Origin of the sequence: Enterobacter sp. 302C9 (assembly GCF_034106085.1) — a bacterium.
GTDB classification, from domain to species: domain Bacteria; phylum Pseudomonadota; class Gammaproteobacteria; order Enterobacterales; family Enterobacteriaceae; genus Enterobacter; species Enterobacter asburiae_B.
Genome location: NZ_JAWNBW010000008.1, coordinates 165,719 through 191,208, shown reverse-complemented (window position 1 = coordinate 191,208; position 25,490 = coordinate 165,719). Strand labels below are relative to the sequence as shown.

The 25,490-nt window shown below is 56.7% G+C and carries 26 protein-coding genes; 10 read left to right on the top strand and 16 right to left on the bottom strand.

Annotated features, from left to right (window positions below):
- The first annotated feature begins 81 nt into the window (after window positions 1-81).
- The 3 genes from UR289_RS16135 to UR289_RS16125 are packed head-to-tail and all read left to right on the top strand — an operon-like array spanning window position 82 to window position 2,219.
- Window positions 82-1,104: a hydrolase gene (locus tag UR289_RS16135; protein ID WP_039263094.1), complete on the top strand. Its 1,023-nt coding sequence runs from the start codon at window positions 82-84 to the stop codon at window positions 1,102-1,104.
- Complete coding sequence (locus UR289_RS16130) at window positions 1,101-1,319, top strand: YheU family protein (RefSeq protein WP_008503016.1); 219 nt, start codon at window positions 1,101-1,103, stop codon at window positions 1,317-1,319. The genes UR289_RS16135 and UR289_RS16130 overlap by 4 nt, the downstream gene beginning before the upstream one ends.
- A gap of 30 nt (window positions 1,320-1,349) precedes the next feature.
- Entirely contained in the window at window positions 1,350-2,219 is an 870-nt protein-coding gene (locus UR289_RS16125) for a phosphoribulokinase (RefSeq protein WP_023309465.1), read from the top strand.
- Window positions 2,220-2,285: 66 nt separating this feature from the next.
- Here UR289_RS16125 and UR289_RS16120 read toward each other — a convergent pair whose 3' ends face one another.
- Window positions 2,286-2,690 carry an OsmC family protein gene (locus tag UR289_RS16120; RefSeq protein ID WP_320710918.1) on the bottom strand — a complete coding sequence of 135 codons (405 nt, stop codon included), beginning with the start codon at window positions 2,688-2,690 and terminating at the stop codon, window positions 2,286-2,288.
- 311 nt (window positions 2,691-3,001) lie between these two features.
- On the opposite strand from UR289_RS16120, the gene crp reads away from it, so the two are divergent.
- Window positions 3,002-3,634, top strand: coding sequence for a cAMP-activated global transcriptional regulator CRP (gene crp / locus UR289_RS16115; protein ID WP_000242758.1), 633 nt, complete (start codon window positions 3,002-3,004; stop codon window positions 3,632-3,634).
- 57 nt (window positions 3,635-3,691) lie between these two features.
- Entirely contained in the window at window positions 3,692-5,779 is a 2,088-nt protein-coding gene (locus UR289_RS16110) for a YccS/YhfK family putative transporter (RefSeq protein WP_221703183.1), read from the top strand.
- On the opposite strand, the gene argD is transcribed toward UR289_RS16110, so the two are convergent.
- From argD to ppiA, 4 genes are all read right to left on the bottom strand, one after another.
- Window positions 5,776-6,996, bottom strand: coding sequence for a bifunctional acetylornithine/succinyldiaminopimelate transaminase (gene argD / locus UR289_RS16105; RefSeq protein WP_172421409.1), 1,221 nt, complete (start codon window positions 6,994-6,996; stop codon window positions 5,776-5,778). The two genes, UR289_RS16110 and argD, sit on opposite strands and share 4 nt — an antisense overlap.
- Window positions 6,997-7,083: 87 nt before the next feature.
- Window positions 7,084-7,647 carry an aminodeoxychorismate synthase component 2 gene (gene pabA / locus UR289_RS16100; RefSeq protein ID WP_087823619.1) on the bottom strand — a complete coding sequence of 188 codons (564 nt, stop codon included), beginning with the start codon at window positions 7,645-7,647 and terminating at the stop codon, window positions 7,084-7,086.
- Between the two features lie 30 nt (window positions 7,648-7,677).
- Window positions 7,678-8,262 (bottom strand): putative adenosine monophosphate-protein transferase Fic, encoded by a 585-nt coding sequence (locus UR289_RS16095; RefSeq protein WP_069303363.1) that lies wholly within the window; start codon window positions 8,260-8,262, stop codon window positions 7,678-7,680.
- A gap of 106 nt (window positions 8,263-8,368) precedes the next feature.
- Window positions 8,369-8,941: a peptidylprolyl isomerase A gene (gene ppiA, locus UR289_RS16090; protein ID WP_023309471.1), complete on the bottom strand. Its 573-nt coding sequence runs from the start codon at window positions 8,939-8,941 to the stop codon at window positions 8,369-8,371.
- 278 nt (window positions 8,942-9,219) lie between these two features.
- Here ppiA and tsgA point away from each other — a divergent pair, with 278 nt between their 5' ends.
- On the top strand, window positions 9,220-10,404 hold the full coding sequence (gene tsgA / locus UR289_RS16085) for an MFS transporter TsgA (RefSeq protein WP_320710896.1): 1,185 nt from the start codon (window positions 9,220-9,222) through the stop codon (window positions 10,402-10,404).
- Between the two features lie 3 nt (window positions 10,405-10,407).
- On the opposite strand, the gene UR289_RS16080 is transcribed toward tsgA, so the two are convergent.
- Window positions 10,408-11,724 carry a cytosine deaminase gene (locus tag UR289_RS16080; protein WP_094934894.1) on the bottom strand — a complete coding sequence of 439 codons (1,317 nt, stop codon included), beginning with the start codon at window positions 11,722-11,724 and terminating at the stop codon, window positions 10,408-10,410.
- 239 nt (window positions 11,725-11,963) lie between these two features.
- On the opposite strand from UR289_RS16080, the gene nirB reads away from it, so the two are divergent.
- The 4 genes from nirB to UR289_RS16060 all read left to right on the top strand — a co-directional run bounded on the left by nirB (window position 11,964) and on the right by UR289_RS16060 (window position 16,653).
- Window positions 11,964-14,507: a nitrite reductase large subunit NirB gene (gene nirB, locus UR289_RS16075; protein ID WP_320710895.1), complete on the top strand. Its 2,544-nt coding sequence runs from the start codon at window positions 11,964-11,966 to the stop codon at window positions 14,505-14,507.
- Window positions 14,504-14,830 carry a nitrite reductase small subunit NirD gene (nirD, locus tag UR289_RS16070; RefSeq protein ID WP_023309475.1) on the top strand — a complete coding sequence of 109 codons (327 nt, stop codon included), beginning with the start codon at window positions 14,504-14,506 and terminating at the stop codon, window positions 14,828-14,830. Before nirB ends, nirD begins: the two co-directional genes overlap by 4 nt.
- 135 nt (window positions 14,831-14,965) lie before the next feature.
- A complete protein-coding gene (gene cysG, locus UR289_RS16065; RefSeq protein WP_064673709.1) occupies window positions 14,966-16,339 on the top strand; it encodes a siroheme synthase CysG in 1,374 nt (457 codons plus the stop codon).
- A 143-nt stretch (window positions 16,340-16,482) separates the two neighbouring features.
- Window positions 16,483-16,653: a YhfL family protein gene (locus UR289_RS16060; RefSeq protein ID WP_033146806.1), complete on the top strand. Its 171-nt coding sequence runs from the start codon at window positions 16,483-16,485 to the stop codon at window positions 16,651-16,653.
- Window positions 16,654-16,794: 141 nt separating this feature from the next.
- Here UR289_RS16060 and trpS read toward each other — a convergent pair whose 3' ends face one another.
- From trpS to UR289_RS16010, 10 genes are all read right to left on the bottom strand, one after another.
- The gene (trpS, locus tag UR289_RS16055; RefSeq protein ID WP_232938863.1) at window positions 16,795-17,799 is read right to left on the bottom strand and encodes a tryptophan--tRNA ligase; all 1,005 of its coding nucleotides are present in this window, start codon (window positions 17,797-17,799) and stop codon (window positions 16,795-16,797) included.
- The gene (gph, locus tag UR289_RS16050) at window positions 17,792-18,553 is read right to left on the bottom strand and encodes a phosphoglycolate phosphatase (protein WP_033146807.1); all 762 of its coding nucleotides are present in this window, start codon (window positions 18,551-18,553) and stop codon (window positions 17,792-17,794) included. Before gph ends, trpS begins: the two co-directional genes overlap by 8 nt.
- Window positions 18,546-19,223 (bottom strand): ribulose-phosphate 3-epimerase, encoded by a 678-nt coding sequence (gene rpe / locus UR289_RS16045; RefSeq protein ID WP_024907923.1) that lies wholly within the window; start codon window positions 19,221-19,223, stop codon window positions 18,546-18,548. Before rpe ends, gph begins: the two co-directional genes overlap by 8 nt.
- Window positions 19,224-19,264: 41 nt before the next feature.
- A complete protein-coding gene (gene dam, locus UR289_RS16040) occupies window positions 19,265-20,077 on the bottom strand; it encodes an adenine-specific DNA-methyltransferase (protein ID WP_033146808.1) in 813 nt (270 codons plus the stop codon).
- Between the two features lie 67 nt (window positions 20,078-20,144).
- Complete coding sequence (damX, locus tag UR289_RS16035; RefSeq protein WP_033146809.1) at window positions 20,145-21,443, bottom strand: cell division protein DamX; 1,299 nt, start codon at window positions 21,441-21,443, stop codon at window positions 20,145-20,147.
- A gap of 92 nt (window positions 21,444-21,535) precedes the next feature.
- A complete protein-coding gene (gene aroB, locus UR289_RS16030) occupies window positions 21,536-22,624 on the bottom strand; it encodes a 3-dehydroquinate synthase (RefSeq protein WP_033146810.1) in 1,089 nt (362 codons plus the stop codon).
- 57 nt (window positions 22,625-22,681) lie between these two features.
- Window positions 22,682-23,203 (bottom strand): shikimate kinase AroK, encoded by a 522-nt coding sequence (gene aroK / locus UR289_RS16025; RefSeq protein ID WP_003861630.1) that lies wholly within the window; start codon window positions 23,201-23,203, stop codon window positions 22,682-22,684.
- 286 nt (window positions 23,204-23,489) lie between these two features.
- The gene (hofQ, locus tag UR289_RS16020; protein ID WP_224435150.1) at window positions 23,490-24,713 is read right to left on the bottom strand and encodes a DNA uptake porin HofQ; all 1,224 of its coding nucleotides are present in this window, start codon (window positions 24,711-24,713) and stop codon (window positions 23,490-23,492) included.
- Window positions 24,640-25,044, bottom strand: a complete 405-nt coding sequence (locus UR289_RS16015) for a HofP DNA utilization family protein (protein WP_320710890.1) — start codon at window positions 25,042-25,044, stop codon at window positions 24,640-24,642. Before UR289_RS16015 ends, hofQ begins: the two co-directional genes overlap by 74 nt.
- Window positions 25,034-25,489 (bottom strand): HofO, encoded by a 456-nt coding sequence (locus UR289_RS16010; RefSeq protein WP_320710888.1) that lies wholly within the window; start codon window positions 25,487-25,489, stop codon window positions 25,034-25,036. Before UR289_RS16010 ends, UR289_RS16015 begins: the two co-directional genes overlap by 11 nt.
- Between the last annotated feature and the right edge of the window lies 1 nt (window position 25,490).

The window sequence follows — 25,490 nt, the reverse complement described above, 5'->3', positions numbered from 1 at the left end:
TACCGGGTTCGGAAATCCAGCTTAAACGGGGTACAATTCGGAAAGTATCGTAAATTTCCGACAAGAATCAGCATCGCGCTTATGACCCAAATCATTCCATCAGACTTCGACATTGCGGCCGAAGACAGCACTGAGTTCGTGCCTATGCGCGGCGTGGCCAATCCCCATTTGCAGACCATGCTGCCGCGACTGATCCGCCGCAAGGTTCAGTTCACCCCGCACTGGCAACGGCTTGACCTGCCAGACGGTGATTTTCTGGATCTCGCCTGGAGCGAAGCGCCTGAACAGGCTCGCCATAAGCCGCGTCTGGTGGTTTTCCACGGTCTGGAAGGCAGCCTGCACAGCCCGTATGCGCATGGGCTAATTGAGGCGGCAAAAGCGCGCGGCTGGCTCGGCGTGGTGATGCATTTTCGCGGCTGCAGCGGTGAACCGAATCGTCAGAAACGCATTTATCACTCGGGTGAAACCGAAGACGGGACGTGGTTTTTACACTGGCTGCGGGAAAATTATGGCACCGTGCCAACGGCCGCCGTGGGCTACTCGCTGGGCGGGAATATGCTGGCCTGTCTGCTGGCCAAAGAGGGTGAAAGCGTACCGCTGGATGCCGCCGTCATTGTCTCCGCGCCGTTTATGCTCGAGCAGTGCAGCTACCACATGGATAAAGGCTTTTCCCGCGTCTACCAGCGCTACCTGCTCAACCTGCTGAAGGCCAACGCGGCGCGTAAGCTGAAGGCCTACCCGGATACCCTGCCGGTAAGCCTGCGCCAGCTGAAAAAGGTGCGTCGTATCCGCGAGTTCGACGACCTGATCACCGCGAAAATCCACGGCTTCGCCGATGCGATTGACTATTATCGTCAGTGCAGCGCCATGCCGCTGCTCAGCAAGATCACGCAGCCGACGCTGATTATTCATGCCAAAGATGACCCGTTTATGGATCATCACTCGATCCCCGCTCAGGAATTCCTGCCCGACAACGTTCACTATCAGTTGACCGAGCATGGCGGCCACGTCGGGTTTATCGGGGGCACGCTGCGCCGCCCGAAAATGTGGCTTGAGGCGCGAATTCCTGACTGGCTGACCCCTTATCTGGACGGTGCAAAATGATTATTCCCTGGCAGGATCTGGCTCCCGAAACGCTCGATAATCTGATTGAAAGCTTTGTATTACGCGAAGGCACCGATTATGGTGAACAGGAACGCTCGCTTGAGCAAAAGGTCAACGATGTTAAGCGCCAGCTGAAAAGCGGCGACGTGGTGCTGGTGTGGTCAGAACTGCATGAGACGGTCAATATCATGCCCCGCAACGCGTTTCACGGCTGATCTTCCACCCTTTTCAGTCAGGGAGTTGCTATGTCTGCCAGACATCCGGTTATTGCCGTTACGGGGTCGAGTGGTGCGGGAACCACCACCACCAGCCTCGCATTTCGCAAGATTTTCGCCCAGCTGAATCTCCGTGCGGCGGAGGTCGAAGGCGACAGCTTTCACCGCTACACGCGTCCGGAGATGGACATGGCCATTCGTAAGGCGCGCGATTCGGGTAAACACATCAGCTACTTCGGCCCGGAGGCCAATGACTTTGGCCTGCTGGAACAAACCTTTATAGAGTACGGTAAGAGCGGCAAAGGGCAGTCCCGCAAGTATCTGCACACCTATGATGAAGCCGTACCCTGGAATCAGGTGCCGGGAACCTTTACCCCGTGGCAGCCGCTGCCGGAACCTACCGACGTCCTGTTTTACGAAGGATTGCACGGCGGCGTGGTCACGCCTCAACACGACGTGGCGCGCCACGTGGATCTGCTGGTCGGCGTGGTCCCTATCGTTAACCTGGAGTGGATCCAGAAGCTGACGCGCGACATGAGCGAGCGCGGCCATTCGCGAGAGGCGGTGATGGACTCCGTGGTGCGCTCCATGGAGGATTACATTAACTTCCTGACGCCGCAGTTCTCCCGCACCCATATCAACTTCCAGCGCGTGCCGACGGTGGATACCTCGAACCCGTTTGCCGCTAAAAGCATCCCGTCGCTGGATGAGAGCTTTGTGGTGATCCATTTCCGCAATCTCGAAGGTATTGATTACCCCTGGCTGCTGGCAATGCTGCAGGGCTCGTTTATTTCACACATGAATACGTTAGTCGTGCCGGGCGGAAAAATGGGGCTGGCGATGGAGCTCATCATGACGCCGCTGGTGGAGCGACTGATGGAAGGGAAGCAGATCGCGTGAGCATGTTCCCTCTCCCTGTGGGAGAGGGTTAGGGTGAGGGCATCAACACGCACGATGCACCATCAATCACGCCTCGCTCACTTCATACGAATGCGTGATTTTTACCGCTTTCTCCAGCATTAACGCCACAGAGCAGTACTTCTCCGCAGACAGGTCCACCGCACGCGAGACCGCCGCGTCTTTCAGCTTTTTACCGGTGACCACAAAGTGCAGGTTAATATGGGTGAACAGGCGTGGCGCCTCTTCGCGACGTTCTGACGTGAGTTTAACCTCACAATCCGTCACGTCATGACGTCCTTTTTGCAGAATCGACACCACATCAATTGCGCTGCATCCGCCTGCCGCCATCAGCACCATTTCCATTGGGCTGGGTGCTTTATCGCCGGAGTTACCGTCCATCAAAATCTGGTGTCCTGACGCGGACTCGCCCAGGAACGTTAAACCTTCAACCCATTTCACGCGCGCTTGCATATTCATTAACTCCAACGTTGCATTTTTGGTGACAGATTACGCGTGCGTTACATTTATCGCAATGGAAGGCGACCTGCATCATGCTGAAGCGAGACACCAGGAGACACGCGGCGAAAGCTATGCTAAAACACTCAGGATGCTACAGTAATACATTGACGTTACACGTGTATGCAGAGGACATCAAACTTTACTGGCTGCGAAACGTTACGGTAGCCGACTTCCCAGGGTATGGGTAAGAATTCGATTGCAACCCCAGAGTCCGGATGCATCTGATGACTCTGGTGACAGCTTATAACAGAGGATAACAGCGCATGGTGCTTGGCAAACCGCAAACAGACCCGACTCTCGAATGGTTCTTGTCTCATTGCCACATTCATAAGTACCCATCGAAGAGCACGCTGATTCACCAGGGTGAAAAAGCGGAAACGTTGTATTACATCGTTAAAGGCTCGGTGGCAGTGCTGATCAAAGATGAAGAAGGGAAAGAGATGATCCTTTCTTATCTGAACCAGGGCGATTTCATCGGTGAACTGGGCCTGTTTGAAGAGGGCCAGGAACGTAGCGCCTGGGTTCGAGCAAAGACAGCATGTGAAGTGGCTGAAATTTCTTACAAGAAGTTCCGTCAGCTGATTCAGGTTAACCCTGACATCCTGATGCGTCTTTCTTCCCAGATGGCGCGCCGTCTGCAGGTCACGTCAGAGAAAGTGGGTAACCTCGCCTTCCTGGACGTTACCGGCCGTATCGCACAAACCCTGTTGAACCTGGCGAAACAGCCAGACGCCATGACCCACCCGGACGGCATGCAAATTAAAATTACCCGTCAGGAAATTGGTCAGATCGTCGGTTGCTCCCGTGAAACAGTGGGCCGTATCCTGAAAATGCTGGAAGATCAAAACCTGATCTCCGCCCACGGTAAAACCATCGTGGTCTACGGAACGCGTTAATTCCGCTTAAACGGCGTGCCATCGCAAGGTGTCACGCCGTTTTTGTCTCTACTCCCCATGTGGCGCAGGCTGATCTATCACCCGGAAGTTAACTACGCACTGCGGCAAACGCTGGTGTTGTGTCTTCCTGTGGCCATAGGCCTGATCCTCGGACATCTTCAGCAAGGCCTGCTGTTTTCCCTCGTGCCCGCCTGCTGCAACATTGCCGGTTTGGACACGCCGCATAAGCGTTTTTTCAAACGCCTGATCGTTGGTGGCTGCCTGTTTGCGGGCTGTAGCCTCGCCGTACAACTCCTGCTTGCCCGGGATATCCCGCTGCCGCTGATCCTGACCGTACTGGCGATGACCCTTGGCGTCACGGCGGAAATCAGTTCGCTGCACGCTCGCCTGCTTCCCGCCTCGCTGATTGCGGCCATTTTCACGCTGAGCCTCGCCGGGAACATGCCGGTGTGGGAGCCACTGCTGATCTACGCCCTGGGGACATTATGGTACGGGCTGTTTAACTGGTTTTGGTTCTGGCTGTGGCGTGAGCAGCCGCTGCGTGAATCCCTGAGCCTGCTCTATGTGCAGCTTGCGGATTACTGCGAAGCCAAATACACCCTGCTCACCCAGCATACCGACCCGGAAAAATCCTTACCGCCGCTGCTGACGCGCCAGCAGAAGGTGGTGGATCTCATAAGCCAGTGCTATCAGCAGCTGCATATGCTCGCCGCCAACAAGAACCACGAGTACAAGCGGCTGCTGCGCACCTTCCAGGTCGGGCTGGATCTACAGGAGCATATCTCCGTTAGCCTTCACCACCCGCAGGAGGTGCAAAAGCTGGTCGAGCGCAGCCACGCCGAAGCGGTGATCCGCTGGAACGCGCAGACCGTCTCGGCACGCCTGCGGGTGCTGGCCGACGATATTCTCTACCACCGCTACCCCACGCGCTTTAACATGGAAAAACAGCTGGGCGCGCTGGAGAAAATCGCCCGTCAGCATCCCGATAACCCGGTCGGCCAGTTTGCCGCCTGGCACTTCAGCCGCATCGCCCGCGTGTTGCGCACCCAGCGCCCGCTTTATCCCCGCGACCTGATGGCGGATAAGCAAAAACGGCTTCCGCTATTGCCCGCGCTCAAAAGCTATCTTTCTCTTAAATCGTCCGCCCTGCGCAACGCCGCAAGGATTAGCGTTATGCTCAGTACCGCCAGCCTGATGGGCATGGCGCTGCATCTGCCGAAACCGTACTGGATCTTAATGACCGTGCTGTTTGTCACCCAGAACGGCTACGGCGCCACGCGGGTGCGTATTCTGCATCGGGCTGGCGGAACGCTGGCCGGGCTGATCATTGCAGGCGTGACGCTGCACTTCCACGTGCCGGAAGGCTATACCCTGGCAGGGATGCTGGCGATTACGCTGGTGAGCTACCTGATTATCCGCAAAAACTACGGCTGGGCGATGGTGGGCTTTACGGTGACGGCGGTATATACGCTGCAGTTGCTCACGCTCAATGGCGAACAGTTTATTGTCGCCAGACTGATTGATACCCTGATCGGCTGCCTGATTGCCTTTGGCGGCATGGTCTGGCTGTGGCCGCAGTGGCAGAGCGGGCTGCTGAGGCAGAACGCCCACGACGCGCTGGAAGCCGACCAGCAGGCTATTCGCCTGATCCTGAGCGACGATCCGCAGCCCTCCCCGCTGGCCTATCAGCGGATGAAGGTCAACCAGGCGCACAACGCCCTGTTTAACTCGCTCAACCAGGCGATGCAGGAGCCGGGCTTTAACTCGCACTATCTGGCAGACATGAAGCTCTGGGTGACGCACAGCCAGTTTATCGTCGAGCACATTAACGCCATGACCACGCTGGCGCGCGAGCACACGATGCTGACGCCGGATCTGGCGCAGCGCTATTTGCAGTCGTGTGAAATTGCGTTGCAGAGGTGCCAGCAGCGTCTGGAGTATGACGCGCCGGGCGAGTCGGGCGACTCAAACATTCTGGAAGCGCCGGAGACGTTGACCCACGGGCCAATGAGCACCCTGGAGCAGCATTTACAGCGCGTTCTGGGGCATCTGAACACCATGCACACCATTTCGTCGGTGGCATGGCGTCAGCGTCCGCATCACGGCATTTGGTTAACGCGCCGGCTAAAGCGAACCGAGTATTAGCCTTTTACGATCTTCTCGACCGCCGCGGCAAAGCGGGTTAAACCGTCTTCGATGTCTTTGTCTTCTACCACCAGCGACGGCGCAAAGCGCATCACGTCAGGCCCGGCATTAAGCACCATCACCCCTTCGTGGGCGGCGGCGTGCAGGAAGTCGCGCGCCCGGCCTTTGTACTGCGGCTTCAGCTCGGCGCCAATCAACAGCCCCATCCCGCGAATTTCGCTGAACACATCGTACTGTTCATCAATCTTTTGCAGGTGTTTTACGAACAGCTCGCGCTTCGCGCTCACGGCGTTCAACACCTCCGGCGTGTTGATAATGTCGAATGCGGCACCCGCCACGGCGCTCGCCAGCGGGTTACCGCCGTAGGTGGAACCGTGAGAACCGACGTGGAACGCGGAGGCGATCTCCTGCGTCGTCAGTACCGCACTCACCGGGAAACCGCCGCCGAGCGCTTTGGCGCTGGTCAGGATGTCCGGCGTCACGCCGTAGTGCATATAAGCGAACAGATCGCCGGTACGCCCCATCCCGCACTGCACTTCATCAAAGACCAGCAGCGCCTGATGCTCGTCGCACAGCGCGCGCAGCCCTTTCAGGAATTCCGGAGTTGCCGCCGTCACGCCGCCTTCACCCTGGATAGGCTCGACCACCACCGCGCAGGTGTGGTCGTCCATGACCGCTTTCACCGCGTGCAGATCGTTAAACGGTACGTGGACGATGTCGGCCGGTTTCGGGCCAAACCCGTCGGAATACTTCGGCTGGCCGCCAACGGAGACGGTAAAGAAGGAGCGTCCGTGGAAGGCATTGTGGAAGGCGATGATTTTGGTTTTGTACGGGCTGTGGCGCGTTGTCGCGTAGTAGCGCGCCAGCTTAAACGCAGTTTCGTTGGCTTCAGTGCCGGAGTTCATAAACAGCACGCGCTCGGCAAAGGTCGCATCGATGATCTTGCGGCCCAGGCGCAGCGCCGGTTCGTTGGTGAACACGTTGCTGGTATGCCACAGGGTTTCGCCCTGGGTTTTCAGCGCCTCAACCAGCGCGGGATGGCAATGACCCAGCGCAGTGACCGCAATACCGCCCGCGAAATCCACATACTCTTTACCCTGCTGATCCCAGACGCGGCTGCCTTTTCCCTTCACCGGGATAAACTCAGCCGGTGCATAAATCGGCAGGATCACTTCATCAAATGTCGCGCGGGTAATTGCTGGTTGTTCAGTTGCCATGTCATGACCATCCATTTTTATGTCACAGTGATTGTGAAAATATAATCACAAAATATGCATAAAAAATCACAGCAAGGCAACAGATATTCAGCGATTGAGGAAATTTGCCAGCAGCGCGTGCCCCTGCTCGCTGAGGATGCTTTCCGGGTGGAACTGCACGCCTTCGAGGTCCCATTCGCGGTGGCGAATCCCCATGATCTCCTGCGTATCGCTCCAGGCGGTCACCTCAAAGCAGTCGGGCAGCGTAGACGGGTCAATCACCAGGGAATGGTAGCGCGTCACGGTTAACGGGTTATTGAGCCCCGTGAATACCCCGGTGCCGGCGTGGGTGACCGGAGAGGTTTTACCGTGCATCACTTTCGCGGCGCGCACGATGGTGGCACCAAACGCCTGAGCAATCGCCTGATGGCCCAGGCAGACACCCAGTATCGGCAGCTTGCCGGCAAAGTGCTGGATCACATCCAGAGAAATACCCGATTCCGACGGCGTACACGGCCCCGGAGAAATCACGATTTTCTGCGGAGCCAGCGTCCCGATATCGGCCAGTCCGATCTCGTCGTTACGGCGGACAACCACCTCTGCACCCAGTTCACAAAAATACTGGTAAAGGTTCCAGGTGAAGGAATCGTAGTTATCAATCAGCAGAATCATGGCGGCTCCCGAAAAAAATGCCGCCCTATTCTACTCAGATTCCCGCGCTTCGCTCACTACTTTGGCAAAGATAGCGTTGAGCGCGGTTAAATCTCCCGTTGCGCCGCTTCGGTTAGCCGTCACCCACTGGTCGGGATCGATATCGCGCCAGTCCAGCGAGTAGCCCGCGTGGAGCGCCAGCTGCTCGAAGAAAACGCGCTGGGCAATACCGTTGCCGCGCATAAACGGATGCAGCATGTTGATTTCGCAGTAATAGTGGCTAACCCGGTCAACAAACGCCGCTTTCTCAAGACCCACGAGATACTTTTCGCTTTCCAGCGCCGCCATCAGCTCGTTGCCCATCTTCTCGATGTATTCGAAATGGCAGAAAGGAATATCCCCTTTAAAAATATCGTCGGTACGGAGCTCGCCTGCCCGCTTCATCTCGCTGCGGTACAAATGACGATGAATGAGGCACAGATGGGGCAACCCGGGCGCGGAAGGCCCAAGCTCCAGCGTCTCAATATGGGGCTCTGAGGGACCATTACCTTTTTCAAGGAGACAACTGGCCTGTAAATTGACGTTACGCTGCTGCTCCCAGAGACGGGATTTTTGCTTGTCGGTGAGTTTTTTCACTTAACGCCTCCCTGAATAGTCCGTTTGCCACAAGTATAAGCAGCAAAACGCGCTTTCGCAGGGAGGGCGACATAACGCGGGCAGAAGAAGCCCGCGTTCAGGAGAATTACGGCAGAACTTTTGCGGAGAGGATAACCACCGGTTTTGACGGCACATTCTGGTACGGACCGACGTCGTGAGTAGGCACCTGAGAAATCTTATCGGCCACGTCCATGCCTTTCACAATCTTACCGAAAACGGCATAGCCAAAGTCGCGCTGACCGTGGTCGAGGAAGGCGTTATCCGCCACGTTCAGGAAGAACTGGCTGGTCGCGCTGTCTTTGTCTGCGGTACGCGCCATGGAGATGGTGCCGCGTTTGTTCAGCAGGCCGTTGTCCGCTTCGTTTTTAATAGGCGGGTTTGGCTGCTTCTGCTGCATTTGCTCGTTGAAGCCGCCGCCCTGCACCATAAAGCCTGGGATCACGCGGTGGAAAGTGGTGTTGTTATAGAAACCACTGTTCACATAGTCGAGGAAGTTTTTCACGGAAACAGGGGCTTTCTGGCTATTCAGTTCCAGCTCAATATTCCCGGCAGAGGTGGTCAGCAGAACGTGAGGGTCCCCTTTGGCTGCCAGCGCAGCAGGGGAAACGGCAGAAAGAGCAAACACAGCTGCGACAGCCGCCAGTGTTGATTTGAGCATGAGAATTCCTTAACAAAGCGCAGTATAAAAAGCGAATGGCTTGATTCTAAAGAGCAGTATGAACGGAGACCAGCCTTTTACCTAATTTTACGAAATTGAAACAATTATTACCGCGCAAACGATTGGTTACGCCGTCAATTAATGTGATTTAGATCACACTAAAACCTGCAATGACGTAATCATTGCCCTTAAAAGATAGGAATAGATCACTTTAGCGACTAAAATCTGCCCGCTCTCAGCGCCCCCCGGGCGTTTTTCTTTTTCTGAACAGGCCAGACATGACTAACAGCAATCGCATCAAGCTCACATGGATCAGCTTCTTCTCCTACGCCCTGACCGGCGCGTTGGTGATCGTCACCGGGATGGTGATGGGAAATATCGCAGACTACTTCCAGCTGCCCGTTTCCAGCATGAGTAACACCTTCACCTTCCTCAACGCGGGGATCCTGATCTCCATCTTCCTGAATGCCTGGCTGATGGAAATCGTCCCGCTGAAAACCCAGCTGCGCTTTGGCTTTGTGCTGATGGTTGCCGCCGTGGCGGGCCTGATGCTGAGCCACAGCATCGCCCTGTTCTCCGCCGCCATGTTCGTGCTGGGTCTGGTCAGCGGGATCACCATGTCGATCGGTACGTTCCTGATTACCCATATGTATGAAGGCCGCCAGCGCGGCGCGCGTCTGCTGTTTACCGACTCCTTCTTCAGCATGGCCGGAATGATTTTCCCGATGGTCGCGGCGGTTCTGCTGGCGCGCAGCATTGAGTGGTACTGGGTCTATGCCTGCATCGGCCTGGTCTACGTGGCGATCTTTATTCTGACCTTCGGCTGCGACTTCCCGGTGCTGGGCAAGAAAGCACAAACCACCGCAGAGCCGGTTGCGGAAGAAAAGTGGGGCATCGGCGTGCTGTTCCTCTCCATCGCCGCGCTGTGCTACATCCTGGGCCAGCTGGGCTTTATCTCCTGGGTACCGGAGTACGCGAAAGGTCTGGGCATGAGCCTGAACGATGCGGGTAAACTGGTGAGCGATTTCTGGATGTCTTACATGTTCGGCATGTGGGCGTTTAGCTTCATCCTGCGCTTCTTCGACCTGCAGCGCATTCTGACCGTGCTGGCGGGGCTGGCGACCGTGCTGATGTACCTGTTCATCAACGGTTCACCGGAGCACATGCCGTGGTTCATTCTGACCCTGGGCTTCTTCTCCAGCGCCATTTATACCTCTATCATCACCCTGGGCTCCCTGCAGACCAAAGTGGCCTCGCCGAAGCTGGTTAACTTCGTCCTGACCTGCGGCACCATCGGCACCATGCTGACCTTCGTGGTCACCGGCCCGATCGTCGCCCACAGCGGCCCGCTGGCGGCGCTGCACACCGCGAACGGTCTGTATGCCGTGGTGTTTATCATGTGCTTCGTTCTGGGCTTCGTGACCCGCCACCGCCAGCACAACGCGGCGGCAGCGTCTCACTAACCCCTACGCCCCTTTGCGCTCGGCAGAGGGGCTGTTTCTGGCAAAACTTACCTCTTCTCCTCCGATATCCATCTGGATCCACGTCTGCGCCAGCTGCGTCGTGGCGATCACCCGTCCCTGACGAATCGACCAGCGCACCGGCACCTGGCAGCGCACCGCTTCAAACCCGCTCTCGGCAGGCAGAATAATCAGGTTCGCCGGGTTCCCCGTGGCAATACCGTAATCGCTCAGGCCGAAGGTACGGGCGCTGTTATGGGTGATGAGATTCAGGCCGCTGTCGATTTGCGGATAGCCCATCATCTGACAGACGTGCAGCCCCATATGCAGCACCTGCAGCATGTTGCCGGTGCCGAGCGGGTACCACGGGTCGAAGACGTCGTCATGACCGAAGCAGACGTTAATGCCCGCTTCCTGCAGCTCTTTCACCCGAGTGATGCCGCGGCGCTTCGGATAGTCATCAAAGCGCCCCTGCAGATGGATATTGACCAGCGGGTTAGCGACGAAGTTAATCCCCGACATTTTCAGCAGACGGAAGAGCCGCGAGGTGTAAGCGCCGTTGTAGGAGTGCATGGCGGTGGTGTGGCTGGCCGTCACGCGCGGGCCGATACCTGCCTCATACGCCAGCGCTGCCACCGTCTCGACAAACCGCGACTGCTCGTCGTCGATTTCATCGCAGTGGATATCCAGCGGACGGTCATATTTCTTCGCCAGTTCAAAAGCGATATGCAGCGACTGCACGCCATACTCGCGGGTGAACTCGAAGTGCGGGATCGCCCCCACCACGTCGGCCCCCAGCCTTAACGCCTCTTCCAGCAGCGCCGCGCCGTTCGGGTAAGAGAGAATACCTTCCTGCGGGAACGCGACGATTTGCAGCGTCACCCACGGGGCAACCTCCTGCTTCACCTCCAGCATCGCCTTCAGGGCGGTGAGCGTCGGGTCGGAGACATCCACATGGGTACGGACAAACTGGATGCCGTTGGCAATTTGCCACTTCAGCGTTTTCCAGGCGCGCGCTTTAACATCCTCATGGCTGAGCAACGCCTTGCGCTCCGCCCAGCGCTCAATGCCTTCGAACAGCGTGCCGGACTGGTTCCAGTTCGGCTCACCCGCGGTCTGGGTCGTATCAAGATGAATATGCGGCTCAATGAACGGCGGGATCGCAAGCCCGCCGCGCGCGTTCAATACTTCATAACTTTCGGCGTGGGTGTCGTCCATCGGGGTGATGTCACCAAATCGCCCGTTCTCAATGGCGAGCTGCCACAGCCCTTCCTGACCCGGTAAACGAACATTCTGAACAAGCCATAACGGTGTTGTAGACATACCCTTCCCCTAAAAAACGCCGCTGATATTCAGGCGTATCGATTTTGGCAAAACCGCCCCTGATTTGTACACAAATTCAACGAGCACGAAAAGCCTGCGATTTCCGCCACTTATAAAAATCCTGACAAATCAGTTATATACCACCTAAGGAGTAGGCGAAGACGTATTTGATTTGCATCAATAAGCGCCCCTGCTGAATCGTTAAGGTAGGCAATAATAGAAAAGAAATCGAGGCAATAATGAGCAAAGTCAGACTCGCTATCATCGGTAACGGCATGGTCGGCCACCGCTTTATTGAGGATCTTCTCGATAAGGCCGATGCTGAGCAGTTCGATATTACCGTGTTCTGTGAAGAACCCCGCAAGGCGTACGACCGTGTGCACCTGTCTTCCTACTTTTCCCATCATACCGCCGAAGAGCTCTCTCTGGTGCGCGAAGGTTTCTACGAGAAGCATGGCGTAAAAGTGCTGGTGGGCGAACGCGCTATCACCATCAACCGTCAGGAAAAAGTGATCCACTCCAGCGCCGGGCGTACGGTTTTTTACGACAAGCTGATCATGGCGACGGGCTCCTATCCGTGGATCCCGCCGATCAAAGGCTCGGAAACTCAGGATTGCTTCGTCTACCGTACCATTGAAGACCTCAACGCCATCGAATCCTGCGCCCGTCGCAGCCGTCGCGGCGCGGTCGTCGGCGGCGGCCTGCTGGGTCTGGAAGCGGCAGGCGCGCTGAAAAACCTCGGCGTTGAAACCCACGTCATCGAATTTGCCCCGATGCTGATGGCCGAACAGCTCGACCACATGGGCGGTGACCAGCTGCGTCGTAAAATCGAAAGCATGGGCGTGAAGGTTCACACCAGCAAAAACACCAAAGAGATCGTTCAGGAAGGGACTGAAGCGCGCAAAACCATGCGCTTTGCCGATGGCAGCGAGCTGGAAGTGGACTTCATCGTCTTCTCCACCGGTATTCGTCCGCGCGACAAGCTGGCGACCCAGTGCGGGCTGGCCGTGGCGCAGCGCGGCGGGATCATGATCAACGACGCCTGCCAGACCTCCGATCCAGATATCTACGCCATCGGCGAATGCGCCAGCTGGAATAACCGCGTATACGGTCTGGTGGCGCCGGGCTACAAGATGGCGCAGGTCGCCGTGGACCATATCCTCGGCAGCGAAAACGCGTTTACCGGTGCAGACATGAGCGCCAAGCTGAAGCTGCTGGGCGTGGACGTGGGTGGTATTGGCGATGCGCATGGCCGCACGCCCGGCGCTCGCAGCTATGTCTATCTCGACGAAAGCAAAGAAGTCTACAAACGCCTCATCGTCAGCCAGGACAACAAAACCCTGCTCGGCGCGGTGCTGGTGGGCGACACCAGCGACTTCGGCAACCTGCTCCAGCTGGTGCTGAACGCCATCGAACTGCCGGAAAACCCGGACGCGCTGATCCTCCCGGCGCACGCGTCCAGCGGCAAGCCGTCTATCGGCGTGGATAAACTGCCGGACAGCGCGCAGATTTGCTCCTGCTTCGACGTCACCAAAGGCATGCTAATCTCCGCCATCAACAAAGGCTGCCACACAGTTGCGGCGCTGAAAGCGGAAACCAAAGCCGGTACCGGCTGCGGCGGCTGTATTCCGCTGGTCACTCAGGTGCTGAACGCCGAACTGGCGAAACAGGGCATCGAAGTGAACAACAACCTGTGCGAGCACTTCGCGTATTCTCGCCAGGAGCTGTATCACCTGATCCGCGTGGAAGGCATCAAGTCCTTCGACGAACTGCTGGCGAAACACGGCCAGGGCTACGGCTGCGAAGTGTGTAAACCGACCGTCGGCTCCCTGCTGGCCTCCTGCTGGAACGAGTACGTGCTCAAGCCCGAGCATACGCCGCTGCAGGACACCAACGATAACTTCCTGGCGAACATCCAGAAAGACGGCACCTACTCCGTTATTCCACGCTCAGCCGGTGGCGAAATCACGCCGGAAGGGCTGGTCGCCGTGGGCCGTATTGCACGTGAATTTAACCTCTACACCAAAATTACCGGTTCCCAGCGTATTGGCCTGTTTGGCGCGCAGAAAGACGATCTGCCGGAAATCTGGCGTCAGCTGATTGAAGCGGGCTTCGAAACCGGTCACGCGTACGCCAAAGCGCTGCGCATGGCGAAAACCTGCGTGGGCAGCACCTGGTGCCGCTACGGCGTCGGCGACAGCGTGGGCTTCGGCGTGGAGCTGGAAAACCGCTACAAAGGCATCCGCACCCCGCACAAAATGAAGTTTGGCGTCTCCGGCTGTACCCGCGAATGTGCGGAAGCGCAGGGTAAAGACGTGGGTATTATCGCCACCGAAAAAGGCTGGAACCTGTACGTCTGCGGCAACGGCGGGATGAAGCCACGCCACGCGGACCTGCTGGCGGCGGATCTCGATCGCGACACGCTGATTCAGTATCTCGACCGCTTCATGATGTTCTATATCCGCACCGCCGATAAGCTGACCCGTACCGCCTCCTGGCTCGATAACCTGGAAGGCGGCATCGAGTACCTGAAATCGGTCATCATCGACGACAAGCTGGGCCTGAACGAGCACCTGGAAGCGGAGATGGCGCGCCTGCGCGAGGCGGTGATCTGCGAATGGACGGAAACCGTCAACACCCCGGCGGCGCAGACGCGCTTCAAACACTTCATTAACAGCACCCAGCGCGACCCGAACGTACAGGTTGTACCGGAGCGTGAACAGCATCGTCCGGCGACACCGTATGAACGTATTCCGGTCACGCTGGTGGAGGAAAACGCATGAGCCAGTGGATAAACATTTGCGATATTAACGACATCATCCCGGCCACCGGCGTATGCGCGCTGCTGGGCAGCGAGCAGGTTGCGATTTTCCGCCCTCGCCACGATGAACAGGTTTTTGCCATCAGCAATATCGACCCGTTCTTCGAGGCCAGCGTGCTCTCCCGCGGGCTGATTGCCGAGCATCAGGGCGAACTGTGGGTCGCCAGCCCGCTGAAAAAGCAGCGTTTCCGCTTAAGCGACGGTTACTGCATGGAAGATGAGAGTCATTCAGTGAAGCACTATGACGTTCGCGTGAAGGACGGCAAGGTGCAGTTGAAAGGCTAATCCCCCGCCTTTTCAATACGAAAAGCTTATGACCCCTAATGGGTAACGGCAGGAAAAACCGTATGTTTTGTACGATTCCTGCTGTTATCCTGACGTCAATTCTTACCCCCTCCATGAAAGCTGCGAGGTAACGTCGTGGATCACCTGCCGATTTTTTGTCAATTACGCAACCGCGACTGCCTGCTCGTGGGCGGCGGCGACGTGGCTGAACGCAAAGCGCGCCTGCTGCTAGAGGCTGGCGCCCGGCTCACCGTCAATGCCCTCACCTTCGCCCCACAGTTTGAGGTCTGGGCTCAGGAAGGGATGCTCACGCTGGAACAGGGTGAGTTTGATGAATCCCTGCTCGATACCTGCTGGCTGACGATTGCCGCAACGGACGACGATGAAGTGAACCAGCGCGTCAGCGACGCCTGCGAAGCGCGTCGAATCTTCTGCAACGTGGTGGATGCGCCGAAAGAGGCCAGCTTTATTATGCCGTCGATTATCGACCGCTCGCCGCTGATGATTGCGGTGTCGTCCGGCGGACGCTCGCCGGTTCTCGCCCGCCTGCTGCGGGAAAAGCTGGAGGCCGTGCTGCCGCAGCACCTTGGTCAGATTGCGCATTACGCCGGGCAGCTCCGCTCCCGCGTGAAGAAAACCTTCTCGACCGTTGGCGAGCGTCGTCGCTTCTGGGAAAAATTCTTTGTGAACGACAGGCTGGCGCAGTCGCTGGCGAATCAGGACACCAAAGCCGTAGAAGAGACGACCGAACAGCTGCTCAGCGAGCCGCTGGACCATCGCGGCGAAGTGGTGCTGGTGGGCGCAGGCCCCGGCGATGCGGGCTTGCTGACGCTGAAAGGGCTACAGCAGATCCAGCAGGCCGATACCGTAGTTTACGATCGTCTGGTCTCTGATGACATCATGAACCTGGTACGCCGCGATGCCGACCGCGTATTCGTTGGAAAACGGGCGGGCTATCACTGCGTGCCGCAGGAGGAGATTAACCAGATCCTGCTGCGCGAGGCGCAGAAAGGTAAGCGCGTGGTGCGCCTTAAGGGTGGCGATCCGTTTATCTTTGGTCGCGGCGGCGAGGAGCTGGAAACCCTGTGTGACGCGGGCATTCCGTTCTCCGTGGTGCCGGGCATTACGGCGGCATCCGGCTGCTCAGCTTACTCTGGCATTCCGCTGACCCACCGCGACTATGCCCAGAGCGTGCGTCTGGTGACGGGCCATCTGAAAACCGGCTGCGAGCTGGACTGGCATAACCTGGCCGCGGAAAAGCAGACGCTGGTCTTCTACATGGGGCTGAACCAGGCCGCGACGATTCAGGCGAAGCTGCTGGAGCACGGCATGGAGGCTGATATGCCGGTTGCGCTGGTGGAAAACGGTACGTCCATCAAGCAACGCGTGGTGAATGGTGTACTGACGCAGCTCGGAGAGCTTGCGCAGCAGGTCGAAAGCCCGGCGCTGATTGTGGTGGGTCGTGTGGTTGAGCTGCGCGATAAGCTGAACTGGTTCTCAAATCACTAACGCATATTCTTCCTTTGCGGAGTAGTCCTTATGCGGACTACTCCCCTCTTACTGCTGTCGATAACATACCGCCCCGAAGTGGAATTTCTCCCTTTATTCCCCTGAGTTACATCCAACTTTCGTTTTTAAGACAAGGAATGCGTATGTTCAAACTGGCAAAAGCCGCCGTTCTGGTTGGCCTGTTATCGACTCTGACTGCCTGTACCGGTCATGTACAGAACACCAAAAATAACTGCAGCTACGATTACCTGCTGCACCCGGCGATCTCCATTTCGAAGATCATCGGCGGTTGCGGCCCGGCGGCGGATCAGTAAGCGTTTTCAGGCGTAAAAAAACCGGGATATCCCGGTTTTTTTGTTTAGGGAAGTGCGGCCTGATGCCCTCACCCTGACCCTCTCCCACAGTGAGAGGGTACAACCCTAAAAACGGTAACGTGGTTACCGTTTTGCTTTTACCTACGGTTTACCCACAAACCCAATCGCTTCGTACACCGCTTTCAGGGTTTCGGACGCGCGCGCGCTGGCTTTTTCCGCGCCGTCTTTCATCACCTTCTGCAGGAAAGTTTCATCGTTACGGTAGCGGTGATAACGCTCCTGCAGCTCGGTCAGCATGCCGGAAACGGCGTCTGCCACTTCACCTTTCAGGTGGCCGTACATCTTGCCTTCGAAGTGTTTTTCCAGTTCAGGAATGCTCTGGCCGGTCACGCCGGAGAGGATATCCAGCAGGTTGGAGACGCCCGCTTTGTTCTGCACGTCGTAGCGCACTACAGGCGGCTCGTCGGAGTCGGTGACCGCGCGCTTGAGCTTTTTGACGACGGATTTCGGATCTTCCAGCAGGCCGATAACGTTGTTGCGGTTATCGTCAGACTTGGACATCTTCTTGGTCGGCTCCAGCAGCGACATCACGCGCGCGCCGGACTTCGGAATAAACGGCTCTGGCACTTTAAACACATCGCCGTAAATCGCGTTAAAGCGCTGGGCGATATCGCGGCTCAGCTCCAGGTGCTGCTTCTGGTCTTCACCTACCGGTACCTGGTTGGTTTGATACAGCAGGATGTCCGCCGCCATCAGCACCGGATAGTCGAACAGACCGGCGTTGATGTTTTCAGAGTAGCGCGCGGATTTATCCTTGAACTGGGTCATACGGCTCAGCTCGCCGAAATAGGTGTAGCAGTTCAGCGCCCAGCCCAGCTGCGCGTGCTCCGGCACGTGAGACTGAACGAAAATGGTGCTCTTCTCAGGATCGATGCCACAGGCCAGGTACAGCGCCAGGGTGTCCAGGGTGGCTTTACGCAGCTTCTCAGGATCCTGACGCGCGGTAATCGCATGGAGATCGACGATGCAGTAAATGCAATGGTACTCATCCTGCATGCTGACCCACTGACGTAACGCACCCATGTAGTTACCAATGGTCAATTCACCTGAAGGCTGTGCGCCACTAAAAACGATGGGCTTAGTCATTATTCAATTCCTGATGTTCACTGTGCGAAAGCCCGAGTGCGGGCAACAAATCTTTGAAGTGGTCGAAGACCACATCCGGCTCACTTAGCGTGATGGCTTCACCGTAGTTGTAGCCATAGGTTAATCCGACGGAAGGACACCCTGCCGCTCGGGCAGCCAGAATATCATTGCGCGAATCCCCGACAAAGAGCAGCTCCGCAGGCGTTAAGGATAATTTTCCTGCCACCAGCAACAGCGGTTCCGGATGCGGCTTTTTGTTCTGCACGTCGTCGCCGCCCACAATCACGGAGAAATACTTCGCGATATCGAGCGCTTCCAGCAGCGGTGCAACAAACGGCGTCGGTTTGTTGGTCACCAGCCCCAGCGGAATGCCCTTCGCATGCAGCGCGCTCAGCGTTTCCTGAACGTCCGGGAACAGGAAACTGCCCTCCTCGACGGTCTCTTCATAGAAACGATCGAACAGTTTGCGCAGAATCCGCAGCTGTTCATCCTTAGGGATGTCAGCGTGGTCAACGCTCGGTTTACCCTGCGCGGAACGCTGCGACGCGCGCTCCTGACGCGCCCACGTCAACGCGCGCTCCATCAGGACATCGGCGCCGTTGCCAATCCACGTTACCACGCGCTCTTCTCCCGCAACGGGGAGTTCAAGGGCGTACAGCGCCTGGTCTACGGCGCTCGTTAAGCCCGGCGCGCTGTCGACCAGCGTGCCGTCGAGGTCAAATGCGATACCCCGAATTGCCTGCAATTTATCCATGACTTACCTTCGCCAGCTCACGGCGCATTTCATCAATGACTTTTTTGTAATCCGGTTGGTCGAAAATTGCCGAACCTGCAACGAACATATCCGCGCCGGCTGCCGCAATTTCACCAATGTTATTCACTTTCACACCGCCGTCCACTTCCAGGCGAATATCGTAACCTGACTCATCAATACGACGGCGCACTTCACGCAGCTTATCCAGCGTGTGGGGAATGAACGACTGACCGCCAAAGCCCGGGTTAACGGACATCAGCAGAATCACGTCCAGCTTGTCCATGACATAGTCGAGATAGCTCAGCGGCGTGGCCGGGTTAAACACCAGGCCCGCCTTACAGCCGTTCTCTTTGATCAGCTGCAGCGTGCGGTCCACGTGTTCAGAGGCTTCCGGATGGAAAGTGATGATGCTGGCACCCGCTGCGGCGAAGTCAGGCACGATGCGATCAACAGGCTTAACCATCAGGTGAACGTCGATCGGCGCGGTAATGCCATAGTTGCGTAATGCCTTGAGCACCATTGGGCCAATGGTCAGGTTAGGGACGTAGTGGTTGTCCATAACGTCGAAATGGACGACATCTGCGCCAGCCGCGAGAGCTTTGGCGGTGTCTTCACCCAGGCGGGCAAAATCGGCCGACAGAATTGAGGGAGCAATCAAAAACTGTTTCATCCGCTTCTCCTTGAAATGTGTTTACCGGCGGGCAAAACGGCTCAGGGGCGATAAAGAGCCAGAAGTTCGTCCACCTTTTTACGTGTGCCGCCGTTGCTGCTAATGCTACGCCGCACTTTGACCTGAAAATGCTTCGCGGCTTTATACCATTCGCGCGTATCAGGCGTGTCGTGATTCGAAATTAACACCGGAATTCTTTTGCTGACCAGCTTTTCTGCCATCTCCGCCAGACGGGCCTGTTCGGCCGGGCTGAAGCTGTTGGTGTGATAAGCGGTGAAATTCGCCGTTGCAGACAGTGGTGCGTAAGGCGGGTCACAGTAAACCACCGAGTTTACGCCTGCCAGCTCCATACACTCTTCATAGGAGAGGCAATGAAACTCTGCGTTCTGCGCTTTTTCGGCAAAGTGGTACAGCTCGTCCTGCGGGAAATACGGGCGCTTATAGCGACCAAACGGCACGTTAAACTCCCCGCGCAGGTTATAGCGGCACAGGCCGTTGTAACCATGACGGTTGAGATAGAGGAACAGCAGCGCCCGACGGAACGGATCCTGACTCTGATTAAACTCAGTGCGGAACTGGTAGTAAACGTCCGGCTGATTGTTCTCCGGCGTAAACAGTTTGCGCGCCTCTGCGACATACTCTTCGGTACGCAGCTTAACAATGTTATAGAGGCTGATGAGGTCGTTGTTGATATCCGCCAGGATATAACGAGAAAAATCGGTGTTCAGGAACACCGATCCTGCGCCCACGAAAGGCTCGATTAGACACTCGCCTTTTGGCAGGTGCTTTTTAATATCATCGAGCAGGGGGTATTTCCCCCCTGCCCATTTCAGAAAAGCGCGATTTTTTTTCATGCTGACTAACTGATTACACCTTCTCCGGCTGTGGAGAAAGCTCCGACAGCATCCTGCGCTTTAAACATTACTTCAGATCGGCCTGAACCTGATGAATCGGCTTCGCCCAGGGATTTTTTGCCTGAACATCCGCTGGCAGTGCCGCTACGGCACGTTTCGCTTCATCTTTGGACGAATAAACGCCGCTGACCAGCACATACCACGGTTGACCGTTACGGGTCGTCTGATAAACAACATAGTCTTTCAGATTTGATTTCTTCGCCCAGCTGTTGAGGTTGTCATAGTTAGACGAACTGCTCAGCTGCAGCGTGTAGTTGCTGGATGGCGCAGACTTCATCGAGCCAACGTTACCTGCAGTTTTGCCTGCGGCGCTGCTGGAGGCTGTTGCCGTGGCTGCCGGAGCCGTTGCTGCAGGTGCCGCTGTGGTTGCCGTTGCTTTCGGCGCAGTCTGCGTGACTGGCGCTTTAGCAGGCTCGCTCACCGCAGCCGTTTCGGTGCGTTTCGGCTGTGCCGGTACGGCTTTCACTTCAGGCGCTTTTACGACTGCCTGAGGTTTGGTTTCACGCTTAGGCTCAATCACCGCCTGCTTACGTTCAGGACGCGTCGCAGTTTGCGTCTGGCGCGGTTTGGTTTCCGTCGCAGCCGTTTGTGGCTGAGCGTTACCGCCGCGAATTGGGGCAACGGTTGCCGGCTCAGTTGGCAGCGTGGAGTTAACCACGACGTTATCAACCTGCTGCTGGTTCTGCGGCTGCGTCAGCGCATTGTTCAGATCACCCTGAACTTCTACGCGCTGCTGGCCTTCAGGCGTAGCAGGTGCCTGACCCTGAGCAGGGGTTGAAGAAACGGGCGGCAGAGAAACATCCTGCGGCGCTGTGGTGTTACCTGCGGTCTGCTCTGCGGAAGTCGCACCCGGTGCAGGCTGTGCGCCATTCGCCTGATTGGTCGCATCGTTACCGGACAGGTTGATGCTCTTCTCAGCGGAAGCAGTTTGCTCGGTTGAGTTCGTTGACGGTGCTTTAAGCGCGGAGCCAATGCCGACAATCAGCAGCACAAGCACCAGAACGCCCAGGCCCATCATGATGTACTGGCGGGAAGCCGGTTTCGGCGCAGCGGCTTTTTTACGTTTACGTGGGCGACGCTCTACAGGCTGTTCGTCCATTGAATCTTCTTCGGACTCATAATCCTCTTCTGCTCGCTCTTCGTGCGCGTTGCGGCTGCGCGAAGGGCGACGATCGTCTGCATCCAGATCAACATCGTCAAAGTTGATCTGCGGCTCGTTATCACGTTCTGAAGATTGACGAGAACGACCAGTACGACGATCGCTGGGATCGGGTTTCAGCTCGTCTTCTGGTTTGAATTCATCCATTTAACACCCCACTCAAAGGCTTATGCTAACGACTTTGCATTTCACCTGAAGCTAAACGACCACCTGCGACAGTGGCCTGACCTTTCTAGTTGTTACGCCTGCTGACAATCAGCGATAGCGCCAAGAACGACATCGTGCGGCACTCCGCCGCGCACTTCACTCTTCCCTATTGCAAGCGGGAGTACAAGACGCATCTCACCTGCCAATACTTTTTTATCGCGCATCATGTGGGGTAAATACGCTTGCGCCGACATCTCCTGCGGCCCGGTTACCGGCAAACCTGCACGCTCAAGCAGCGCAATGATGCGTGCCGTCTCTTCAGGTTTAAACTGCCCCAGACGTTCAGAGGTGCGCGCTGCCATGACCATACCGGCCGCGACGGCTTCACCGTGCAGCCAGTTGCCGTAACCCATCTCGGCTTCAATGGCGTGGCCAAACGTATGCCCAAGATTCAGTAAAGCACGTAAGCCCGTTTCACGCTCGTCTGCAGCGACAACTTCTGCTTTCAGTTCACAACAACGACGAATGCAGTATGCCAGTGTAGCCTCATCCAGGCACAGCAGCGCATCCATATTCTCTTCAAGCCAGCTAAAGAACTCGCCATCGAGAATAATGCCGTATTTGATCACTTCTGCCAGACCCGAAGCCAGTTCGCGCTTCGGCAGGGTTTTCAGACAGTCGAGATCCACCACCACCGATGCGGGCTGGTAGAACGCGCCAATCATGTTTTTGCCGAGCGGATGGTTAACTGCCGTTTTGCCACCCACAGAGGAGTCGACCTGGGACAGCAACGTGGTCGGGATTTGAATAAAACGGACGCCACGTTGATAGCTTGCGGCCGCAAAGCCGGTCAGATCGCCCACAACACCGCCGCCCAGGGCAAGCAGTGTTGTATCGCGACCGTGCGGTTTTTGCAGCAATGCGGTAAAGACGGTATCCAGTACCGTCAGGCTTTTATACTGCTCGCCATCGGGGAGAATCACACTGTCGACTTTTACGCCCGCCTGCTCAAGCAGGTGGCGTACGCGGTCGAGATAAAGCGGAGCCAGCGTCTCATTGGTGACCAGCATCGCCTGATCACCCGCTTTCAGTGGTAAAAAGGAAGCTGGGTCGTTAAACAAACCAGCCGCGATGGTGATAGGGTAACTACGTTCCCCGAGAGTAACTGTAATCCTCTCCATGACGCGACATCCACCTTTAATGCTTTTACCCGCAGGCGAGTGTATATAAAGCCAGAATCAGTTGCTTTCCAGCATATGAATAATCTGGTTTGCAACCACTTTAGCGCTCTGGTCGTCAGTACGAATGGTCACGTCGGCAATCTCTTCATACAGCGGATTGCGTTCATCGGCCAACGCTTCCAGAACTTCGCGTGGTGGCGTTTCAACCTGCAGCAGCGGGCGCTTTTTATCGCGCTGCGTACGTGCCAGCTGTTTCTCAATGGTCGTCTCAAGATAGACCACTACGCCACGGGCGGAGAGACGGTTACGGGTTTCGCGAGATTTCACAGAACCGCCGCCTGTTGCCAGAACGATGCCCTGTTTTTCCGTGAGTTCGTTGATCACTTTTTCTTCTCGGTCACGGAAACCTTCTTCGCCTTCTACATCGAAAACCCAGCCCACATCAGCTCCGGTTCGTTTCTCAATCTCTTGATCAGAATCGTAAAATTCCATATTGAGTTGTTGAGCTAACTGACGCCCAATAGTGCTTTTGCCGGCACCCATAGGCCCAACCAGAAAGATATTGCGTTTCTCTGCCATTTTATCGGTACTACTAAGACTATTCGTTAATGGTAATTCCCGCTTCGCAGACACCCAGCGTAGCAGGACATGAACTGAAACCTCATATGCAATAGAGCGAGAGTCAGACTAAAAATTATCTCAATACTCCGGCTTGTTTGGCAACTGATTAAATCACCGCGCCGGGCGCATAAGGTAATAAGACGTAAGTCCAACTCAAATCGGTACTCCTTGTATGCTAATTCATGCCCCACGTCAAACATCTGCAACAAACTGAATGCAAAATCATTGCGGGGATCGTTACCCGTCAGCGAATACCGACCAGACGTGGTGTAATAAACACCACTAGCTCGCGCCGTTCATTATCCTTCCCATCGTGGCGAAAAAGCTGCCCAAGCCAGGGGATTTTCCCCAGCCCCGGCACGCTGTCGCTGCCAGTTTTGTTCTTCTGCGAAAAAATTCCGCCCAACGCCAGCGTTTCTCCACTTTTTACCTCCACCTGGGTTTCTATCTCCTGTTTGTCGATCGCCAGCGTTTCGCCGTCAGCCTGCTGCAGGACTTGTCCCGGCATATTTTCACTGATGTGCAATTTCAGGCGCACGCGCCCTCCCGGTAAGACCACCGGCGTGACCTCCATCCCTAATACCGCCTCCTTAAACTCAACGGAGGTTGCCCCGCTTTCACCGCTTGAGACCTGATACGGAATTTCACTCCCCTGCTTGATGCTGGCCGGTTGCATATGCGAGGCCAGCAGCCGCGGGCTGGCGATGATATCAACCTGCTGCTTTTGCTCTAGCGCAGAAAGTTCCAGATCCAGCAGCCGACCATTGATCCGTCCGATGTTAAAACCCACGTGGCTGGTGGCGCTGGCGACGGAAAGATCGCTGCCAAGCGTGGTGAGCTGGCCAACCTTGCCCGCGTCGGCGGCGTCAGCGAGATTCCACTTCACCCCCAGCTCACGCAGGCTTTTTTCATTAATGGTCACAATATGCGCCGCCAGCTCGACCTGTTCGACGGGAATATCCATCTGAGCGGCCCAGCGCTGCAGCGTCTCCACCACCGTCTGGTTATCGCGAATCAGCAGCCGGTTGGTGCGTTTGTCGAGAGACAAACTTCCCTTTGGGCTCAGGAGTTTTTCCGCGTCTTTTTGCAGCTCTCCGGCATCGGCATAGGAGAAAGCGAGGCTGTGAGAAACCAGCGGCGCCTCAAGCTGTCGACGCGTTCGCTCCTGTTCTGAGCGCTCCTGCTGTTCACGCTGCCAGGCCGCGGTATGAACATAAAAAATGCCGCCCTCCTCTCGCAAAACGAGGCCAGCGCTGGTGACAACCGTTTGTAACGCTTGACGCCAGGGGACCCGCGTCAGGTTGAGCGAAAGCGTGCCGCCGACGTCAGGCGATATCACCAGATTTCGGTTCTCCTGTGCGACCAGGCTCTGCAGCACCTGCACAACAGGCACGTCATCCACCACCAGCGTGACCGGTTTTGGCGCGGCGGCCCACAGCGGATGGCTGAACGCCAGCAGCCACAGCATTATCCGTAAATTCATTCTTATCCGTTCCTTCTCGTTGCCACGTCCATGTTCCTGGTTCACATGTGTCACCCACATCAACAACCAGTTCCGTTTCATTGATAGCTGTTATCGTCCAGCCCGCCGGGAAGCGCTCATGCGTTTTCAGCCGGTACCAGCGCTTTTGCCCATCCTGCATAATGCCGATAGCCTGCTGTCCTACCACGATGCCGCGATAGCGCCACTGCGCCAGCTCGCCAATGGCGCAGGGATCGTCCGGCGGGCGAAACGGATCGCGCATGCCGGTCAATAGCAGCGCTGAGCAAACCAGCAAATATCTCGCGCTATTTCGCATGTTCCAGCTCCAGCCGCAGGCGCAACGCTGTACCTTGTGGTGCAATCGCGAAAGCGGCGATCTGCACATCCCGCTGCGCCAGCCGGGAAAAAAGCGCCGGGAGAGCCTGCCACTCCACCTCCAGCATCAGTTCCCCTCCGTTCTGCAGCGGCTTCCAGTGAACCAGCGTCGCGTTATCACCCTGAAAATCGAGCGGGGAAAACGGCGTCAGCGCCAGTGCTTCCGTTGTTTCCGTACGAAACGGCACCTTTCTGACGGCAGGCCATAACGCCGCGTTCGTCCTCGCGTCCTGAATCAGCTGTCGCTGTCGTTCAGCACACTGCCTGTCCAGCGGTCTGAGCAAGGTGCCCCATGCGGCCAGTCCTGCCAGGAGACTCCCCAGACACCAAAAAAGCACCCGATACCAGGGACGGCTTTCGCACCAGCGTTCTAACAGGGTATCCATG

Coding starts and splice junctions, on each gene's coding strand:
- rpe (WP_024907923.1), bottom strand. CDS start 19,223: ATGAAACAGTTTTTGATTGCTCCCTCAATTCTGTCGGCCGATTTTGCC.
- trpS (WP_232938863.1), bottom strand. CDS start 17,799: ATGACTAAGCCCATCGTTTTTAGTGGCGCACAGCCTTCAGGTGAATTG.
- gph (WP_033146807.1), bottom strand. CDS start 18,553: ATGGATAAATTGCAGGCAATTCGGGGTATCGCATTTGACCTCGACGGC.
- hofQ (WP_224435150.1), bottom strand. CDS start 24,713: ATGCTGTGGCTGCTGGCGTTCAGCCATCCGCTGTGGGCCGCCGCGCCA.
- pabA (WP_087823619.1), bottom strand. CDS start 7,647: ATGATTCTGCTGATTGATAACTACGATTCCTTCACCTGGAACCTTTAC.
- argD (WP_172421409.1), bottom strand. CDS start 6,996: ATGGCAACTGAACAACCAGCAATTACCCGCGCGACATTTGATGAAGTG.
- crp (WP_000242758.1), top strand. CDS start 3,002: ATGGTGCTTGGCAAACCGCAAACAGACCCGACTCTCGAATGGTTCTTG.
- nirD (WP_023309475.1), top strand. CDS start 14,504: ATGAGCCAGTGGATAAACATTTGCGATATTAACGACATCATCCCGGCC.
- UR289_RS16125 (WP_023309465.1), top strand. CDS start 1,350: ATGTCTGCCAGACATCCGGTTATTGCCGTTACGGGGTCGAGTGGTGCG.
- UR289_RS16120 (WP_320710918.1), bottom strand. CDS start 2,690: ATGCAAGCGCGCGTGAAATGGGTTGAAGGTTTAACGTTCCTGGGCGAG.
- UR289_RS16130 (WP_008503016.1), top strand. CDS start 1,101: ATGATTATTCCCTGGCAGGATCTGGCTCCCGAAACGCTCGATAATCTG.
- aroB (WP_033146810.1), bottom strand. CDS start 22,624: ATGGAGAGGATTACAGTTACTCTCGGGGAACGTAGTTACCCTATCACC.
- UR289_RS16060 (WP_033146806.1), top strand. CDS start 16,483: ATGTTCAAACTGGCAAAAGCCGCCGTTCTGGTTGGCCTGTTATCGACT.
- aroK (WP_003861630.1), bottom strand. CDS start 23,203: ATGGCAGAGAAACGCAATATCTTTCTGGTTGGGCCTATGGGTGCCGGC.
- UR289_RS16015 (WP_320710890.1), bottom strand. CDS start 25,044: ATGCGAAATAGCGCGAGATATTTGCTGGTTTGCTCAGCGCTGCTATTG.
- dam (WP_033146808.1), bottom strand. CDS start 20,077: ATGAAAAAAAATCGCGCTTTTCTGAAATGGGCAGGGGGGAAATACCCC.
- UR289_RS16010 (WP_320710888.1), bottom strand. CDS start 25,489: ATGGATACCCTGTTAGAACGCTGGTGCGAAAGCCGTCCCTGGTATCGG.
- nirB (WP_320710895.1), top strand. CDS start 11,964: ATGAGCAAAGTCAGACTCGCTATCATCGGTAACGGCATGGTCGGCCAC.
- UR289_RS16135 (WP_039263094.1), top strand. CDS start 82: ATGACCCAAATCATTCCATCAGACTTCGACATTGCGGCCGAAGACAGC.
- UR289_RS16110 (WP_221703183.1), top strand. CDS start 3,692: ATGTGGCGCAGGCTGATCTATCACCCGGAAGTTAACTACGCACTGCGG.
- damX (WP_033146809.1), bottom strand. CDS start 21,443: ATGGATGAATTCAAACCAGAAGACGAGCTGAAACCCGATCCCAGCGAT.
- UR289_RS16080 (WP_094934894.1), bottom strand. CDS start 11,724: ATGTCTACAACACCGTTATGGCTTGTTCAGAATGTTCGTTTACCGGGT.
- tsgA (WP_320710896.1), top strand. CDS start 9,220: ATGACTAACAGCAATCGCATCAAGCTCACATGGATCAGCTTCTTCTCC.
- ppiA (WP_023309471.1), bottom strand. CDS start 8,941: ATGCTCAAATCAACACTGGCGGCTGTCGCAGCTGTGTTTGCTCTTTCT.